We start from the raw sequence: 15,731 nt of genomic DNA on the forward strand, positions 1-15,731 counted from the left end.
GCATGAAGATCGCCATTCTGACCTTCGACGGTTTCAATGAACTCGATTCGTTCATTGCATTGGGCATGCTGAACCGGCTGCGCCATCTGGGCTGGCAGGCCGAGATCTGCAGTCCGCAGGCCCGTATTACCTCCATGAATGGCGTCAGTATCGAGGCACAACAACCGTTTTCGCATGCCAATAGCGCCGATGTTGTCCTGTTCGGCAGCGGCATGAAGACGCGTGAGGTCGCCGCTGATGGCGCCTTGCTGTCGCAACTGCAGCTCGACCCCACCCGGCAGCTGATCGGGGCGCAATGCTCCGGTACCTTGCTGATGGCCCGCCTTGGGCTGATCGGTGCCTTGCCGGCCTGTACCGACCTGACCACCAAGCCCTGGGTGCAGGAAGCCGGCGTGCAGGTTGTCGACGCACCGTTCCATGCCGAAGGCAACCTGGCGACTGCTGGTGGGTGCCTGGCATCCCAATACCTGGCGAGCTGGGTCATGTTGCGGCTTGCCGGCGAGCAGGTTGCTCAGGAAGCACTGCACTATGTGGCACCGGTTGGTGAGAAGGACCGCTACGTCGCCAGCCTGCTGGCGGTAGTTCGGCCTTTTGTGGCGTCGCCGCAGAGGGTGGAATCTTCTGCAGCCCAGTAAGGTAGGCCGCAACCAGCATGGTCGTCATTGACGGTTCCCTGCTGGCCGACTATGACGACAGGGCCGCTTGTCGACAACGACGGCGCGTATGAACCAACGGGTTGCCAGCGAGGTTGCGCATGTTTACCGGCATTATCGAAGCCACCGGCAAGGTCGCCACCGTCACTCCGTTGGCGGGTGAGGGTTTGCGGGTCATGGTCGTCAGCGAACGTCTGGATCTGGGTGACGTGGCCATTGGTGACAGCATCGCTGTCAATGGGGCGAGCATGACCGTAGTGGCCAAGACGGCCCACAGCTTCAAGTACGATATTTCTGCCGAATCCCAACGTTGTACGGTGGGTCTGGAAGACCCGGGCCGCGAGGTCAATCTCGAGAAGGCCATGCGTCTCGGGGATCGCCTGGGTGGCCACATGGTCGCGGGCCATATCGATGAGCTGGGCGAGGTGCTGAAGTTCGAGGAGCGGGGCGAGAGTTGGCAGCTTGTCGTCGAGACGGATCGACGACTCGCCAAGTTCATCGCCCTCAAGGGCAATATCGCCATCAATGGCGTCGCGCTGGCCGTCAACAAGGTGCAGGACCATGGCGAGCAATGCCTGTTCTCGGTCAATCTGATCCCGCACCAGATCAGCAGCACCGCAATGCGGCTGCTGAAGGTGGGTGATCAGGTCAATATCGAGGTGGACCAGATCGCCCGTTATCTGGAGCGCCTCTTGCCTGGGCGGCTACGCAGCCAGTAGGTCTGGCCCCGTCATCCGCAGGTCGTTCGCCTACTTTTTCTTCTTTCCTGTCGCTTTGCCGGATTTGGATTTCTTGGCCGGCGGTTTGGCCTTTGGGGTCGGAGGCAGCAGGCTCGGGTCGAGATAGGCTGCGCGTATGCGCTGGGCCAGTTCGTGCACGGCCATGGCGTAAAGTGTGCTGCGGTTGTAACGGGTGATGGCGTAGAAATTGCCCAGCCCCAGCCAGTAGCGTGTCACGCCAGGCTCCTGCTCCAGCGGCGCGAGGACCGCCAGCGGATCACCGCTCACATCGCCCACCGGTGTCACACCAAACGCTGCCAGCTCACTGACCCGGTAGTGCAGGTTGAACTTGTCCTCAACCAGGGTGTTGAACTGATCCCCCTGTACCTGCGCCTCGATAATCAGTGGCTTGCCACGTTGCCAGCCGTGCTGGGCGAAGTAGTTCGCCACGCTGGCGAGGATGTCGCCGGGGTTCTGCCAGATGTCGTGGCGGCCGTCGCCATCCCAGTCGGTAGCGTAGGCATGAAAGCTCGACGGCATGAACTGTGGTGCGCCCATGGCGCCGGCGTAGCTGCCCTTGAAGTCGAACGGGTTGGCATGCTCGTCGCGCGCCAGTAGCAGGAATTCCCTCAGTTCCTTGCGGAAGAACTCGGCCCGGCGCGGGTAGTTGAAGGCAATCGTGGAGAGCGCATCCATGACGCGGAAACTGCCGGTATTGCGCCCCCACAGGGTCTCTACGCCCAGGATGGAGACCAGGTACTCAGGCTCAACGCCATATTGCTCCGACACGGCCTGCAACAAGGGCGCATGCTCCTGCCAGAAGGCCACGCCGAGACGAATGCGGGTGTCGTTGACGAAATCCGGGCGGAAGGCGTAGTAGGGGCGGCTGGTCGATGGTCTGTCCAGGATGGCGAGGATGTTTTCCTTGTAGGTGACCTGGGCGAACTGCGCGTTCAGCGTCGCCCTGTCAAAGCCGGGTTCCTTTGCCATCTCCTCGATGAAGGCCTGGACATCCGGCCGCTGGCTGAAATCGGTCGGTAGCTCGTCGGCAAGGCAGCTCAGGGCAGCCAGGCTCAGCAATAGGGCGCGCAGTGTCAAATCAGGGTTTCCGATTGGGTGCCGGACTGCGGCCAGAGAGAGCCGGGCAGTGGGGGCAGGATGGGATCAATGGTGCGACAGGGCGGACGACAGTAGTCGTGCCGTGATATCGACGATGGGGATGACGCGTTCGTAGGCCATGCGGGTCGGACCGATGACGCCCAGCGTGCCCACGATCTGGCCGTTGACCTCATAAGGGGCGGTGACCACCGAGCATTCATCGAGTTGCGACAGGCCGGCTTCCTGGCCGATGAAGATCTGTACCCCGGCCGCATGCTGGCCGTGGTCCAGCAGTTGCAGCAATGCGGTTTTTTCCTCGAATACCCGGAACAGCTGACGCAGGCGCTGGACGTTGCCGGACAATTCGTCGACCCGCAGCAGGTTGCTTTCACCGGTGATCACGACCGGTGTCGGTTCCTCGGCCATGGCCTGGCTGCCCGCCTCGACGGCGGCGTTCATCAATGCCGTGATATTGCCTTGCAGATGACGCAGGTCCTGATAGACCGCATCCCGCACTTCTTCCAGCGTCTTGCCGACGCAATGCTGGTTCAGGAAATTGGTTGCTTCGACCAGCTCGTGGCTGGCGTGCTCGCGTTCGGTGATCAGGATACGGTTCTGTACGTCGCCATCGGCGGTGACCAGGATCAGCAGCACGCGCTTTTCTGCCAGGCGGACAAACTCGACCTGCGCCAGCGGAATGCCCCGACGCTTGGGGCTGAGGACGATGCCGGCGAACTCGGTCAGTTGAGACAGCAGGGAGGACGCTGCCGCCACGGCCCGGGTTGGATTGTCCGGTTGCAGATGCCCTTGCAGCTCACGAATCTCAAGCTGCTGCAGCGGTTGTATGGTGATCAGCTTGTCGACGAACAGCCGATAGCCCAGCGAGGTCGGTACCCGCCCGGCAGAGGTGTGAGGACTGGTGATCAGCCCCAGCTCCTCCAGGTCCGACATCACGTTCCGTATGGACGCAGGAGAGAGCTCCAGACCCGAGTACTTGGAAAGGGTACGGGAACCAACCGGCTGGCCTTCGGCGATATAGCGCTCGACCAAGGTCTTTAACAGGATTTGCGCACGTTCACTGAGCATGGGGCGATTGTAGCGCGTGCTGTACATGCAGCAAGCGTATCTCGCAAGTGCGGACCTGACAGAAGTGGGTCGGTATTTGCTGCGATGCAACAGCTGCGATGGTGGCTATTGTGAGGCGGCCTGCTCCCGGCGTAGTCTCCGCCACCGTAACAGGATGATTTTGTTGTCGCCTGATCTTGTCTCCAGTCGGGAGTGTTTCCATGCGTTTTCTGCCGTACCTGATGTCTCTGGTGTTTCTGTCGGTCACCGTGTCTGCCGCCGAGCCGATACGGATTGCCCTTGAGGGTAAATACCCGCCTTTCTCCGAGATTGATGCCAAGGGCAACCTGGCGGGTTTCGATATTGATATCGCCAAGGCGCTGTGCAAGGAGATGAAGGCAGACTGCAAACTGGTGCAGGTAGACTGGGACAACCTGATCCCGGCGTTGAACAGCAAGAAGGTGGATGCCGCCATCGCCATGATGTCGATCACCGATGAGCGCAAGAAGCAGGTGGACTTCACCGACAAGTATGCCAATACCCCGGCCTTCTTTTTCGCCAAGGCCCACAAGATTCCTTTCGTATTCATCACGCCCAAGCGTGTTGCCAAGATGTCGATCGGCGTACAGGTGGACACCACCTACGACCGTTACCTGACCGCCAAATACGAGGGTACGTCGCCGGTGACGCGTTATAAGGGTGCCGATGAGATGTACGCTGCGCTGGCCAAGGGCGAAGTCGACATGGTTATGGATGACGTGGTGGCGGGCTACTACGGCTTTCTGCAGACACCCAAGGGTAAGGGCTTCGAACTGGTTGGCTCGGCCGTGATCGATACCAAGTTCTTTGGTGAAGGGCAGGGCATTGCGCTACGCAAGGGAGACCAGGCCCTGAAGGAACGCTTTAACAAAGCCCTGGCGGTGATCCTGGACAATGGCGTGTACCAGGAAATCCAGCGCAAGTACTTTGTCTTCAACGTCTATTGATCGACGACCATGGCGCGCAAACAGGTATCGCCCGAACTGGCCAGCCTGCTTGCGCTCCCCAATGTGGGGCCTGCCACTGCGGCAGACCTGCAGCTTCTGGGCATAGCCGGCCCTGCTGATCTGTGCGGGCGCGACCCTCATGCGCTGTATGTCGAGCTGTGCGAGCGCACCGGTGTACGCCACGATCCTTGCGTGCTTGATGTCTTCATGTCGGTAGTCCATTTTGCCGACACCGGTGAAGCGCGGCAGTGGTGGGACTTCACCGCCGAGCGCAAGCGCCGATTTGGCCAGCTTTGATGCCGCTTGCCGGCAGACCTCCCTGCGGTCCGTATCGGTACTTTGCCTTGATTTGCAACAGGCGCGATTCTGCGGACTAACCGCCTTCATATGCCTTGTGGTTAAATCACAGCCATGAGCATGCTCTTCAAGAAAATCGCGCTCGTGGCGCGTCGGAACAGTCCCAATATCGGCGGGCCTTTGCGTCGCCTGGCGGCCTTGCTGCGCCAGCATGAATGCGCCGGCATCATCCTCGACGCCGATACCGCAGCCGAACACCCGATTGCCGATGCTCAGGTCGTTCCGCCCGATCAGATCGGCAAGCTGGCCGACCTGGTCATCGTGCTGGGCGGTGATGGCACGATGCTGTCCATTGCCCGGCTGGTGGCGCCTTACCGTATTCCGCTGGTGGGGATCAACCAGGGGCGGTTGGGGTTCATGACCGACGTGGGCGTGGACGATATCGAGACGGTCATCCCCCGCATGCTCGACGGTGATTTTGTACCTGAAGAACGCATGCTGCTTTCCTCCAAGGTCATTCGGGATGAGCGGGAGGTGCACAGTGCGCTGGCGTTCAACGATGTGGTGTTCAGCCGTGGTTCGCTGGGCTCGATGATCGAGTTCGAAATATTCATCGACGACCAGTTTGTCTACAGCCAACGCTCGGACGGCTTGATCGTCAGCACGCCGACCGGCTCGACCGCCTATGCGCTCGCATCCGGTGGTCCGATACTGCATCCGACCGTGCCGGCCATTGCGCTGGTGCCTATCTGTCCGCAAACGATGACGGCGCGACCGATTGCCGTCAACGATGCTTCCACCGTGGAGTTCATGCTGACGCGGGGCTCCGAGGTCAAGGTGCACTTTGACGGGCATTCCCACTTTGATCTGCGGGAGATGGATAGGGTCACCATCAAGCGCTACCGTAATTCGCTACGTATCCTGCATCCGCTGGGGTACAACTACTACGATATGCTCCGCGCCAAACTGCATTGGGGTGAGCGCCTGTTTTAAAACGTCCTTGCCTGGGACCAAGTCATGGCCCCAGGCGGCTTGCCGGCCATTTCGTCAACCCTGCCTAGCGTCCCTCCATGCTGCTTTCCCTGCACCTTCGCGATTTTGTCATCGTCGACGAGTTGGAACTCGACTTCGCTGCGGGCTTCACCGTCCTGACCGGTGAGACCGGTGCGGGCAAGTCCATCCTGATCGATGCGCTGTCCCTGTTGCTCGGTGCGAGGGCGGAGGCAGGCGTTGTCCGGCACGGCGCGGACAAGACCGATCTCTCCGCCCGCTTCGATGTGCGCGGTCGGGACGCACTGCTTGAGTGCCTTAACGAGTACGCGCTGAGTGGCGAGGAGGACAACCTGCTGCTGCGTCGTATCATCGATGCCGGCGGTCGTTCGCGCGCTTTCATCAACGGACAGTCTGCAACGCTGGCGCAATTGCGCGAGATCGGCGAGTTCCTGGTCGATATCCACGGCCAGCATGCGCATCAGTCGCTGATGCGACCGGACGCCCAGCGCAGCCTGCTGGATGCCTATGCTGGCCAGACTGAACTGGCCCGTCAGGTGAAGCAGGCGTTCTCCGCCTGGAAGAAGGCCGAAGAAAAACTGACCCTGGCCAGCAAGCATGAAGGTGAGTTTGCCGCGGAGCGGGAGCGCCTGCAGTGGCAGATCGATGAACTGACCACGCTCAAGCTGGCGGCCGGCGAATGGGCGGAGCTGCAGACCGAGCACAGCCGACTCAGTCATGCGGCGAGCCTGATCGAAGGTGGGCAGCAAGCGCTGGAGATGCTGTCTGATGGCGAGCTCAATGTGCAGTCGCTATTGGGAACAGTACAGTCGCGGCTGGCGGACCTTGCTGCGCTGGATCCGACGCTGGGTGAATCCCTGGACCTGCTGGTCGCAGCCAATGCGAACCTGTCTGAAGCCGTGCACGCCTTGCGCCACTACGCCGATCGGGTCGAGCTGGACCCGGCGCGCCTGGGTGAGGTCGAGCGGCGCATGGATGATATCTACCGCCTGGCCCGCAAATACCGTATTGAACCTGAACAGCTACACGAGCGGCTGGCCGGCTGGCAGGATCGCCTGGCCGAGCTGGGCGGTGGTGACGGGCTGGCGACGCTGGAAGCGGCCGCCCGCAAGCTGGAAGCCGAATTCCGTACGCTCGCAGAGCGCCTGAGCAAGGCGCGGCGCAGTACCGCTACCTCTCTGGGCAAGGCGGTCAGCAAGGAAATGCAGACCATGGCCATGGCGGGCAGTCGTTTCGAGATCGCCTTGCTGCCACTGGAAGTACCTGCTGCGTTTGGTCTGGAGCAGGTCGAATTCCAGGTGGCGCCACATGCCACCGCACCGGCCCGACCGCTGGCCAAGGTCGCCTCTGGGGGCGAGCTTTCGCGTATCAGCTTGGCGCTGCAAGTGATCACCAGTCAGGTGGCAGCGGTGCCGACGCTGATCTTCGACGAAGTGGACGTGGGCATTGGTGGCCGGGTGGCGGAAATCGTGGGCCAGTTGCTGAAGCGCCTGGGCAAGCGTCACCAGGTGCTGTGCATCACCCACCTGCCGCAGGTGGCGGCCAATGGCGACCATCAGTTCCAGGTGAGCAAGACCCAGACCAAGCAGTCCGTGCTGAGCCGCATTGCCTATCTCGATCAGTCCGAGCGTATTGAAGAGATTGCGCGCATGCTGGGTGGTGTGGACATTACCGACACGACCCGTCGCCATGCGGCGGAAATGCTCGGTGCAGCTTGAGCTTTGACCATGGCTGATGCGACCGAATTCATGCAGTTGGCGCTGGCACAGGCCGACGAAGCCCGCGATCGTGGCGAAGTACCGGTGGGTGCGGTGCTGGTCAAGGATGGGGTGGTCATCGCGACAGGCAGCAATGCACCGATTGCCCTGCATGATCCCAGTGCCCATGCGGAGATGCGTGCGCTACGCGCCGCCGCGCAGATATTGGGCAACTACCGCCTGCCGGGTTGCGAGCTGTATGTGACGCTGGAGCCTTGTGTCATGTGTGCCGGCGCCATCATGCACGCCCGGCTCGCCAAGGTGTTCTATGCCGCGGCCGACCCCAAGACCGGTGCTGCCGGTAGCGTGCTGGACCTGTTTGCCTACCCCCAGCTTAACCACCACACCGAGGTTGAAGCGGGTCTGCTCGCCGATCAGGCCAGCCAGCAGCTCAGGGATTTCTTTGCCGAACGCCGCCGCCAGGCCAAGCAGCTGAAGGCTGGCGAGCAGGGCTGATATGGGAAGTGGTATTATTGCGGTATTGTAGTTGTCCGGCTTATGCTGTGGTCCTTGTCGTATTGCCTATCCGACGGAGACCTCGTGAAAGCCTTGCTTGCCCGGTTGTGCCTGCTGTCCCTTGTTTTCTCGTTTCCCGCTGCCCGAGCGGAACTGGCGTCAGCCGGACCCGAATACAAGGTCATTGCCTACTACTACGGCGAAGGTGCGGAGCGGCAGGCTTATCGGCCTGATCGCATTCCTGCGGAAAAACTGACGCATCTGATGTACGCCTTCGCCAATATACGCAACGGCAAGGCGGTGCTCGACAATCCCTCCTCCGATAACGCCGACAGCAAGCAGTTGGCGGGATTGCGCGTGCTCAAGCAACAACATCCCCATTTGAAGGTGCTGCTTTCAATCGGCGGCTGGACCTGGTCCAAATACTTTTCGGATGTCGCGCTCAACCCCAAGGCCCGCCAGCGCTTTACTGCCAGCGCGGTCGCCCTGATGCATCGTTACGATTTTGATGGCCTGGATATCGACTGGGAGTATCCGGTTGAAGGTGGTGCGGAGGGCAATATCCGGCGTCCGGAGGACAAGGCGAACTACACCTTGCTGCTGAAGGCGCTGCGGGATGGGCTGGATCGTGCCGGCCGGCCTGGCAAGCGTCACTACCTGCTCACCAGTGCAACCGGTGCCGGCGAGCGCTGGCTGGCCCATACCGAAATGTCGGTTGCGATCCATTATCTCGATTGGGTCAATCTGATGAGCTATGACTTCAATGGCCTATGGAACAAGTTTTCGGGCCATGTCGCACCGCTTCATCATGATCCGGCCTATCTGCAACCGGGCACATCGGCAACGGCCAACGTGGGGAGCGCGGTCGATCTCTATCTGCAGGCTGGGGTGCCCGCCAACAAGATCGTCCTGGGCGTGCCTTTCTACGGCTATGCCTGGGGCCGCTGTGCAGCGAAGGGCAATGGTCAGTATCAGGATTGCAATGGACCCGGGGCAGGGGCAAACTCGGAAGGCTCGATCAGCTTTGATCGTCTGGTGTCCGACTACATCGACCGTAATGGCTACCGACGCTACTGGAACGATGTCACCAGGACGCCTTATCTGTTCAAGGCCGAGACGGGAGATTTCATCAGCTATGAAGACCCGGAGTCATTGGACTACAAGCTACAGTTCCTCAAGCAGAAGGGCTTGGCAGGCGCCATGTTCTGGGAGTTGACGAACGACAGTGGCAAGGTACTGCTTGATCGATTGCATCTTCGCTTGCGCGCCGACACCCGTTGAAGGGGCTGGAAAGCAGGTATTTGGTGTGCGTAGTCAAATTGCTGCGGATTACATCGCATCGGGCTTGTATTATTACTACATAACGATGTGGAGCCGGTATCCCCGGTATCTGCAATAAGTACTACCACCCAAGCCAGGAGTGCTTCTTCCATGCAACGCAGCACCAAGATCGTCGCTACACTGGGGCCCGCTACCAACGAGCCGGATGTACTCACCCGCCTGATCGCCGCTGGTGTGAATGTCGTGCGTCTTAACTTCTCGCACGGCAAGGCCGAAGACCATATCGCCCGGGCCCAGATGGTCCGGGACGTCGCCGCCAACCTCAACCTGCCCGTTGCCATCATGGTCGACCTGCAAGGTCCCAAGATACGTGTCGGCAAGTTCGAGAAGAACAAGGTCAATCTGGAGCCCGGACAGTCATTCATCCTGGATGCGGCATGTGAGCTGGGGAACGATGAGAAAGTCGGGCTCGATTACAAGGAATTGCCGCGTGACGTGAGCGCCGGCAGCGTCCTGCTGCTGGACGACGGACGTATCGTGCTGGATGTGGAGAGCGTACAAGGCAGTGCCATCCACACCCGCGTGCGTATCGGCGGGGTCCTGAGCAACAACAAGGGTATCAATCGCCAGGGCGGCGGTCTGTCGGCACCCGCGCTGACTGCCAAGGACATGGAAGACATCAAGGTTGCCGCCAAGCTGGAGGCGGACTACGTGGCCGTCTCCTTCCCCAAGAGCAGCGCCGACATGTACATGGCCCGTACCCTGATCCTGGCTGCCGGCAGCAAGGCGCAGGTCGTGGCCAAGATCGAGCGGACCGAGGCGATCGCTAACCTGGAAGAGCTGATCGACGCGTCCGATGTGATCATGGTGGCGCGGGGTGACCTTGCCGTGGAAGTCGGCGATGCCGCGGTGCCTGCCTTGCAAAAGCGCATGATCCGCATGGCGCGTGACAAGAACAAGCTGACCATCACCGCGACCCAGATGATGGAGTCGATGATCACCAGCCCGGTGCCGACCCGTGCCGAAGTCAGCGATGTCGCCAATGCGGTGCTGGATGGCACCGATGCGGTGATGCTGTCGGCCGAGACGGCTGCCGGTAAATATCCGGTCGAGACGGTCGAGGCCATGGCGCGTGTCTGTATCGAAGCGGAGAAGTCGTCTGACTATCGGCTGGACCGCGATTTCCTCAGCCGGGACCTGAACCGGGTTGACCAATCCATCGCGATGGCAGCGTTGTTTACGGCCATCCACCTCAAGGTGAAGGCCATTGTCGCGCTGACCCAGACGGGGGCTACCGCCCTGTGGACCAGCCGTGTGAACTGCGGTGTACCTATCTATGCGATGACCCCGGAGATCGGTGCCTATCGCCGTCTCAGCCTGTTCCGCGACGTGTTCCCGATGACACTGGCGCATGATTGCGACCAGCAGTCGCTATTGACCTCGGCCGAGGTGAAGTTGCTCGAGCACGGCCTGGTGCAGCCCGGTGACCTGATCGTCGTCACGGTGGGTGATACCGTTGGCCAGATGGGTGGCACCAATACGATGAAAATCGTGCGAGTGGCCCAACGCTCCTGAGCGGGTGTACTGCCAAACCAAAAACCGCCCTTTAGGGGCGGTTTTTTATTGGATAAAAACTGTCTTTTAAATCGGAGGGGGGTCGATTTGAACGCCGCTATAAATTAGCATTTATTTATATAGGTTTAATTCGGTGATGGAAAACAAGACCGGTATTGATGATGCTTTGTTGGAAATAAGTAAATGGATTCATATGCTTCTGGTTATTTCTTACAATATTGGTTTAAGATTAAAAGGATGTATTCCGCGCAAGTAGTTAAATACAGGGGAAGCGGAAATTAGTCGTCCAACGCTACCGCAGGCGCTTGAAACGAGGTTGACGGTCGCCAGACTGCCTGCCATGCCTCAGGTATTGCTCAAACTCCTGCAGCTTTGCCAGAACGAAGCCAGCAATTTTAGTCAACTGACGGAGCTGGTTGCTCAGGATGCGGCGCTTGCCGCCAAAGTCATGTCGGCTGCCAACGCGGCCAGCCAAGGTGCTGCCGGAAAGGTTGGGCGGCTGGATCATTGCCTCGTCAGGCTGGGCCGGGACGCCATCCAGACCATTGTCATCAGTGAGTCTGTCTTCCAGGTTTTCAGTGCGTTTGCCGATGGGCATGGTCACGATATGCGCCGGTTCTGGTGCCATGCTTTGACGACGGCCACGCTTGCCAAGGAAATGGCCGAGTCTTGCCAGTACCCGCACGGCGAGGAGGCTTACCTGGCCGGCTTGCTCCATGATGTTGGCAGGCTGGGGCTCCTGGCCGCAGTGCCCGATCAGTACACCCCCTTGTTCCGGCTGGACGATACGGACGAGTCCCTTTGCTCGCACGAATTGCAGCAACTGGGCACGACCCATGCCGTCGTCGGGGCCTGGCTGGTGGATAGCTGGCGGCTTGATGGCTTCATTGCCGATAGTGTCCGTTACCATCATGAAGCTGCGGCCACCCTGGCTCATGCCCATCCGCTGATCCGCATTACCCATGTTGCCAGCCGTCTGGCCAGGGTCCTCTACCAGGACCCGATCGACCGGGAGGCGATCCTGGCTGCCGAGCAGGTAGCGATGGACTTGTGTGGGCTTGATGCCCAATATTGCCGACGCATCGGCAACCTGGCACGTCTTCAGGTACACAAGGCGGCCGGCAGATTGGGTGTCGATATCAGCGGTATCTGCCGTTATCCCGGCAACGAACTTGACCCGGATGCGACCCAGTTGCTGCCGGTATGGAACGATGAAGCTGCCAGCCGTCGAGCCTTGACAGAGGCTCTGCAGCACATGGTGCTCTGCCATGCGACGAGGCTGCGGCTCAACGAGCCTGCCGCGCTGGCTGCCTGGTCCGATGGGTGTGGCGAGACCGATGTGCTGCGGACCTTTGCCCATACCCTGCATATCCTGTTCGGTCTGCTTTGTCCGGGCGTGTTCATGCGTGAAGCGGGTCAATGCCTGCTGCAGGGCCAGCCTCTGCAACCGTCGGCAGGCAGGTTCGGTGAACTGACCTTGCCTTTGCACGCGACAGATTCCGCCGTGGCGCGGGCCCTGCAAACCGGTCGCCTGACTGAGATCAGCGCTGGCGGCGGCCCTCTGCTTGACCGCCAACTGCTCGACGTTCTGGATGCAGACAAGCTGCTTTGCCTACCCTTGCTGGAGGGTGACGAGCGCCTGGGTGTATTGATCCTGCAGACAGGGAAGGGCGCGCTGGATGCGCTGGGTGTGCGTGAGCCCTTCCTGTTGGCTCTGGCTACCCAGGCGGCCCAAGGGCTATTGCTGGCACGCCGATGCCGGGAGTCCAGTCGTATCGAGGCACACGAGCGGCACCAGGCCTATCGGCAACATGCCAGGGTGGTAGCGCATGAGGTCAACAACCCGCTTAGCATCATCAAGAACTACCTGAGCCTGCTCGCTCACCGGCTGGTAGAGGCGGGTGCTGGAAATGCCGAGGATATACGACGCGAGTTGGATATCATCCGCATCGAAATCAATCGGGTCGGTCATATCCTGTCCCGACTTGGTGAGCCGGTACTGGCTGCCGCATCGACGGGGTCTGGTTTTGACGCGGTGGACCTGATCGAGGAGGTCGCGTCTTTCTTTGAGGAATTGGTCCTTAGCCCGCAGGCAGGGCACGGCGTCGTTCAACTGAGTACCCATGCCGACGGCCAGTTGCTGGCGGTGGGGGCGGATAGGGCGATGGTGAAGCAGGTATTGCTGAACCTGACCAAGAACGCACTGGAGGCTTTGCGGGGCCAGGCCGGCGAAATTTCCCTCGAAGCGCATGGCCCTGTGAACCGGAATGGGCAGTTGTTCATTGAGTTAAGGGTACGGGATAGCGGTCCGGGTATTGCGCCGATATTGCTGGGCCAGCTCTTCAAGCCGGTCAGTAGCACCAAAGGCCCCGCGCACTCGGGCCTTGGATTGGCCATTGTCAAAGAGCTGGTGGAATGTGCCGCCGGTTATGTGTCATGCCGTTCCAACCAGCACGGCACCGAATTTTCGGTACTGTTGCCGACCCATCCTGCAGCGCGCTTGCAGGCTGTAACTGAAATCACGGAAGCGCAATCGATCGACAATGGCTGATAGCAAGAACAAACAGAGTGGCATCGGGGGAACCGACGTGGACCATCAGATACGACAGAACGAGCAGCTCAGCAATGCAATGCACGGTGTACGTGCGCTGGGTGGTGAGCCTGCGCGGCTGCTGCTGGTAGATGACGAGCCCATCTTGCTCGAGAGCCTGCAGGCTCTGCTGGCACCCTACAACTATCTGATCCATAGCAGCGGCGATGGTGCAGGCGCACTGCGTTTGCTGGCCGAGTACCGCTTTGACCTTGCCTTGCTGGACCTGGGACTGCCCGATATTCCTGGCCAGCAGATCATGGATAGCATGCGTGCCCAGGGGCAGGATGCCGAGGTGATCGTGGTTTCCGGCAATACCGATATTGATTCCGCTATCGGGGCGTTGCGCCGTGGTGCCTTCGACTATGTGCGCAAGCCTTACGAGCCGGAAGACCTGATCCAGAAGGTACACAATGCCTTGGCCAAGCGTGCCCTCGAGCGGGAAAACCAGCAGATCCGTTCGCGGCTGGCGGATTCCGAACAGATGTACCGCTATCTCGTCGATGCCTCGCCAGACCTGATCTACATGCTGGACCCCTGGGGTAACTTCTCCTACCTCAACGAGCGCGCCGAGTCGCTGCTCGGCTATGATCAGTCGGACCTGATCGGCCGGAATTTCATTGAACTGATTCATGCCGAAGATGTGAATCTGGCGCATTTCGCCTTCAATGAGCGTCGCCGGGGCCAGCGTGCGTCGCGCAATGTGGAGCTGCGGATGCGCTGTGCGCCTGGCTATGCCGAGCGTACCCACTTTGCTGCGGATGGCTACATCACCATCTCGCTCAATGCGACTGGCGTCTATACGCAGAAGTCCTCCGATGGCAGGGAGGATCTGTTCCTGGGCACCTATGGCGTGGCCCGCGATGTGTCCGAGCGCAAGCGGGCCGAAGCGCGGGTTGCCTACCATGCCTACTTCGATACGCTGACTGATCTGCCTAACCGGGTGCTGTTCAACGATCGCCTGTCGCTTGCGTTGATGCAGGCGAATCGTAACGACGAACAGCTATCGCTGGTGTTCCTCGACCTCGACCGGTTCAAGAGCATCAACGATACCCTGGGCCATGTGAAAGGGGATGAGCTCTTGCGTGAGGTAAGCAGCCGCCTCAAGGCCGCGGTACGCAAGAGCGATACGCTGGCGCGGCTGGGTGGGGACGAGTTTGCCATTTTCCTGCCTGACGTGCGTTCCCGGCAGGACGTGGAAGTCATTGCCCGCAAGGTGCTGGATGAGTTGCGGCGACCGTTCTTCCTGGATGAGCAGGAGTGCTATATCTCCTGCAGCATGGGTATCGCCCACTATCCGCAGGATGGGTCGACACCCGTCAGCCTGCTACGCCGTGCCGACATGGCGATGTACCACGTGAAGGGTGAAGGCAAGAACGGCTTCGCGCATTTCTCGCACGATATGCAGCACGCTACCGACCATATGCTGGTGATGGAGTCGGAGTTGCATCGTGCTTTCGAGCGCAAGGAATTCGAGATGTATTACCAGCCCCAGTACAAGGTGGGGCCGCTGGAGATGGTGGGTTGCGAGGCTTTGATACGCTGGCATCATCCGCAGCGGGGCCTCCTGGCTGCCGGTGAGTTCATCGGGCTGGCCGAAGAGGCTGGCATGATCGAAGACCTGTGCCGCTGGGCATTACGGCAGGTCTGCCAGGACCTGCACCGCTGGCAAGCCTACGACCTGGACAATTTCAGGGTGGCTGTGAATATCTCCCCCAAATATCTGGATCGCCCCAGCTTCGTGGACGATGTATTGGCCAGCGTCAGGGAGTTCCAGATCGATCCGGCAACCCTGGAGCTGGAGATTACCGAGAACATCTGCATCAAGCATGTGTCGGAGACCATCAGCAAACTGGAGCAGCTGTCTCAGTACGGTCTCAATATCGCGATCGACGATTTTGGCACCCGCTACTCTTCACTCAACTACCTGCATCGGCTGCCTTTTCATACGATCAAGATCGACCAGTCCTTTGTGCGCGATGTCGACGAGAGCACGACGCGGGCACCGGTGATTACGGCGATCATTTCGATCGCCCGTGGCCTGGGGCTGAATGTGATCGCGGAGGGCGTAGAGACTTCGGCGCAGATGCGATTCCTGGAATCGCTCGGCTGCCCGGAAATGCAGGGGTATTTCTTCAGTAATCCGGTGCCGGCCCTGGAGATTGCCCAGCGATTGCCTGCGCAGGTACGTGTCGAGGCCGAGAAGGTGGTGTCGCTGGTCTGAAAGACAACCGTGTAAAGCC

At 60.2% G+C, this 15,731-nt stretch carries 13 protein-coding genes; 11 read left to right on the forward strand and 2 right to left on the reverse strand.

What is annotated here, in order from left to right; genetic code table 11:
* The first annotated feature begins 2 nt into the window (after positions 1-2).
* Both ACYVHK_RS21385 and ACYVHK_RS21390 read left to right on the forward strand, forming a co-directional pair.
* Positions 3-635 (forward strand): type 1 glutamine amidotransferase family protein, encoded by a 633-nt coding sequence (locus tag ACYVHK_RS21385; protein WP_460536373.1) that lies wholly within the window; start codon positions 3-5, stop codon positions 633-635.
* Between the two features lie 119 nt (positions 636-754).
* Complete coding sequence (locus ACYVHK_RS21390) at positions 755-1,372, forward strand: riboflavin synthase (RefSeq protein ID WP_460536375.1); 618 nt, start codon at positions 755-757, stop codon at positions 1,370-1,372.
* A gap of 30 nt (positions 1,373-1,402) precedes the next feature.
* On the opposite strand, the gene mltB is transcribed toward ACYVHK_RS21390, so the two are convergent.
* Positions 1,403-2,470, reverse strand: coding sequence for a lytic murein transglycosylase (gene mltB, locus ACYVHK_RS21395; protein ID WP_460536377.1), 1,068 nt, complete (start codon positions 2,468-2,470; stop codon positions 1,403-1,405).
* 66 nt (positions 2,471-2,536) lie between these two features.
* On the reverse strand, positions 2,537-3,556 hold the full coding sequence (gene hrcA, locus ACYVHK_RS21400) for a heat-inducible transcriptional repressor HrcA (RefSeq protein WP_460536379.1): 1,020 nt from the start codon (positions 3,554-3,556) through the stop codon (positions 2,537-2,539).
* 200 nt (positions 3,557-3,756) lie between these two features.
* Here hrcA and ACYVHK_RS21405 point away from each other — a divergent pair, with 200 nt between their 5' ends.
* The 9 genes from ACYVHK_RS21405 to ACYVHK_RS21445 all read left to right on the forward strand — a co-directional run bounded on the left by ACYVHK_RS21405 (position 3,757) and on the right by ACYVHK_RS21445 (position 15,712).
* Positions 3,757-4,521, forward strand: coding sequence for a type 2 periplasmic-binding domain-containing protein (locus tag ACYVHK_RS21405; protein WP_460536381.1), 765 nt, complete (start codon positions 3,757-3,759; stop codon positions 4,519-4,521).
* Between the two features lie 9 nt (positions 4,522-4,530).
* Positions 4,531-4,818 carry a helix-hairpin-helix domain-containing protein gene (locus ACYVHK_RS21410; protein ID WP_460536383.1) on the forward strand — a complete coding sequence of 96 codons (288 nt, stop codon included), beginning with the start codon at positions 4,531-4,533 and terminating at the stop codon, positions 4,816-4,818.
* Between the two features lie 114 nt (positions 4,819-4,932).
* A complete protein-coding gene (locus ACYVHK_RS21415; protein ID WP_460536385.1) occupies positions 4,933-5,811 on the forward strand; it encodes a diacylglycerol kinase catalytic domain-containing protein in 879 nt (292 codons plus the stop codon).
* 77 nt (positions 5,812-5,888) lie between these two features.
* Positions 5,889-7,547 carry a DNA repair protein RecN gene (recN, locus tag ACYVHK_RS21420; RefSeq protein WP_460536387.1) on the forward strand — a complete coding sequence of 553 codons (1,659 nt, stop codon included), beginning with the start codon at positions 5,889-5,891 and terminating at the stop codon, positions 7,545-7,547.
* Between the two features lie 9 nt (positions 7,548-7,556).
* Positions 7,557-8,042 carry a nucleoside deaminase gene (gene tadA, locus ACYVHK_RS21425; RefSeq protein WP_460536389.1) on the forward strand — a complete coding sequence of 162 codons (486 nt, stop codon included), beginning with the start codon at positions 7,557-7,559 and terminating at the stop codon, positions 8,040-8,042.
* A gap of 84 nt (positions 8,043-8,126) precedes the next feature.
* The gene (locus ACYVHK_RS21430) at positions 8,127-9,323 is read left to right on the forward strand and encodes a glycoside hydrolase family 18 protein (protein ID WP_460536391.1); all 1,197 of its coding nucleotides are present in this window, start codon (positions 8,127-8,129) and stop codon (positions 9,321-9,323) included.
* A gap of 150 nt (positions 9,324-9,473) precedes the next feature.
* A complete protein-coding gene (gene pyk / locus ACYVHK_RS21435; RefSeq protein WP_460536394.1) occupies positions 9,474-10,898 on the forward strand; it encodes a pyruvate kinase in 1,425 nt (474 codons plus the stop codon).
* A gap of 340 nt (positions 10,899-11,238) precedes the next feature.
* Positions 11,239-13,449 (forward strand): HDOD domain-containing protein, encoded by a 2,211-nt coding sequence (locus tag ACYVHK_RS21440; protein ID WP_460536396.1) that lies wholly within the window; start codon positions 11,239-11,241, stop codon positions 13,447-13,449.
* Positions 13,442-15,712 (forward strand): putative bifunctional diguanylate cyclase/phosphodiesterase, encoded by a 2,271-nt coding sequence (locus ACYVHK_RS21445; protein ID WP_460536399.1) that lies wholly within the window; start codon positions 13,442-13,444, stop codon positions 15,710-15,712. The genes ACYVHK_RS21440 and ACYVHK_RS21445 overlap by 8 nt, the downstream gene beginning before the upstream one ends.
* Positions 15,713-15,731 lie beyond the last annotated feature (19 nt).

It is taken from the genome of Chitinimonas naiadis (assembly GCF_054780835.1).

What these genes read in the sequence shown, in the direction of transcription:
- ACYVHK_RS21385 (WP_460536373.1), top strand. Translation starts at nt 3, where the DNA reads ATGAAGATCGCCATTCTGACCTTCGACGGTTTCAATGAACTCGATTCG.
- ACYVHK_RS21390 (WP_460536375.1), top strand. Translation starts at nt 755, where the DNA reads ATGTTTACCGGCATTATCGAAGCCACCGGCAAGGTCGCCACCGTCACT.
- hrcA (WP_460536379.1), bottom strand. Translation starts at nt 3,556, where the DNA reads ATGCTCAGTGAACGTGCGCAAATCCTGTTAAAGACCTTGGTCGAGCGC.
- ACYVHK_RS21405 (WP_460536381.1), top strand. Translation starts at nt 3,757, where the DNA reads ATGCGTTTTCTGCCGTACCTGATGTCTCTGGTGTTTCTGTCGGTCACC.
- ACYVHK_RS21410 (WP_460536383.1), top strand. Translation starts at nt 4,531, where the DNA reads ATGGCGCGCAAACAGGTATCGCCCGAACTGGCCAGCCTGCTTGCGCTC.
- ACYVHK_RS21415 (WP_460536385.1), top strand. Translation starts at nt 4,933, where the DNA reads ATGAGCATGCTCTTCAAGAAAATCGCGCTCGTGGCGCGTCGGAACAGT.
- recN (WP_460536387.1), top strand. Translation starts at nt 5,889, where the DNA reads ATGCTGCTTTCCCTGCACCTTCGCGATTTTGTCATCGTCGACGAGTTG.
- tadA (WP_460536389.1), top strand. Translation starts at nt 7,557, where the DNA reads ATGGCTGATGCGACCGAATTCATGCAGTTGGCGCTGGCACAGGCCGAC.
- pyk (WP_460536394.1), top strand. Translation starts at nt 9,474, where the DNA reads ATGCAACGCAGCACCAAGATCGTCGCTACACTGGGGCCCGCTACCAAC.
- ACYVHK_RS21440 (WP_460536396.1), top strand. Translation starts at nt 11,239, where the DNA reads ATGCCTCAGGTATTGCTCAAACTCCTGCAGCTTTGCCAGAACGAAGCC.
- ACYVHK_RS21445 (WP_460536399.1), top strand. Translation starts at nt 13,442, where the DNA reads ATGGCTGATAGCAAGAACAAACAGAGTGGCATCGGGGGAACCGACGTG.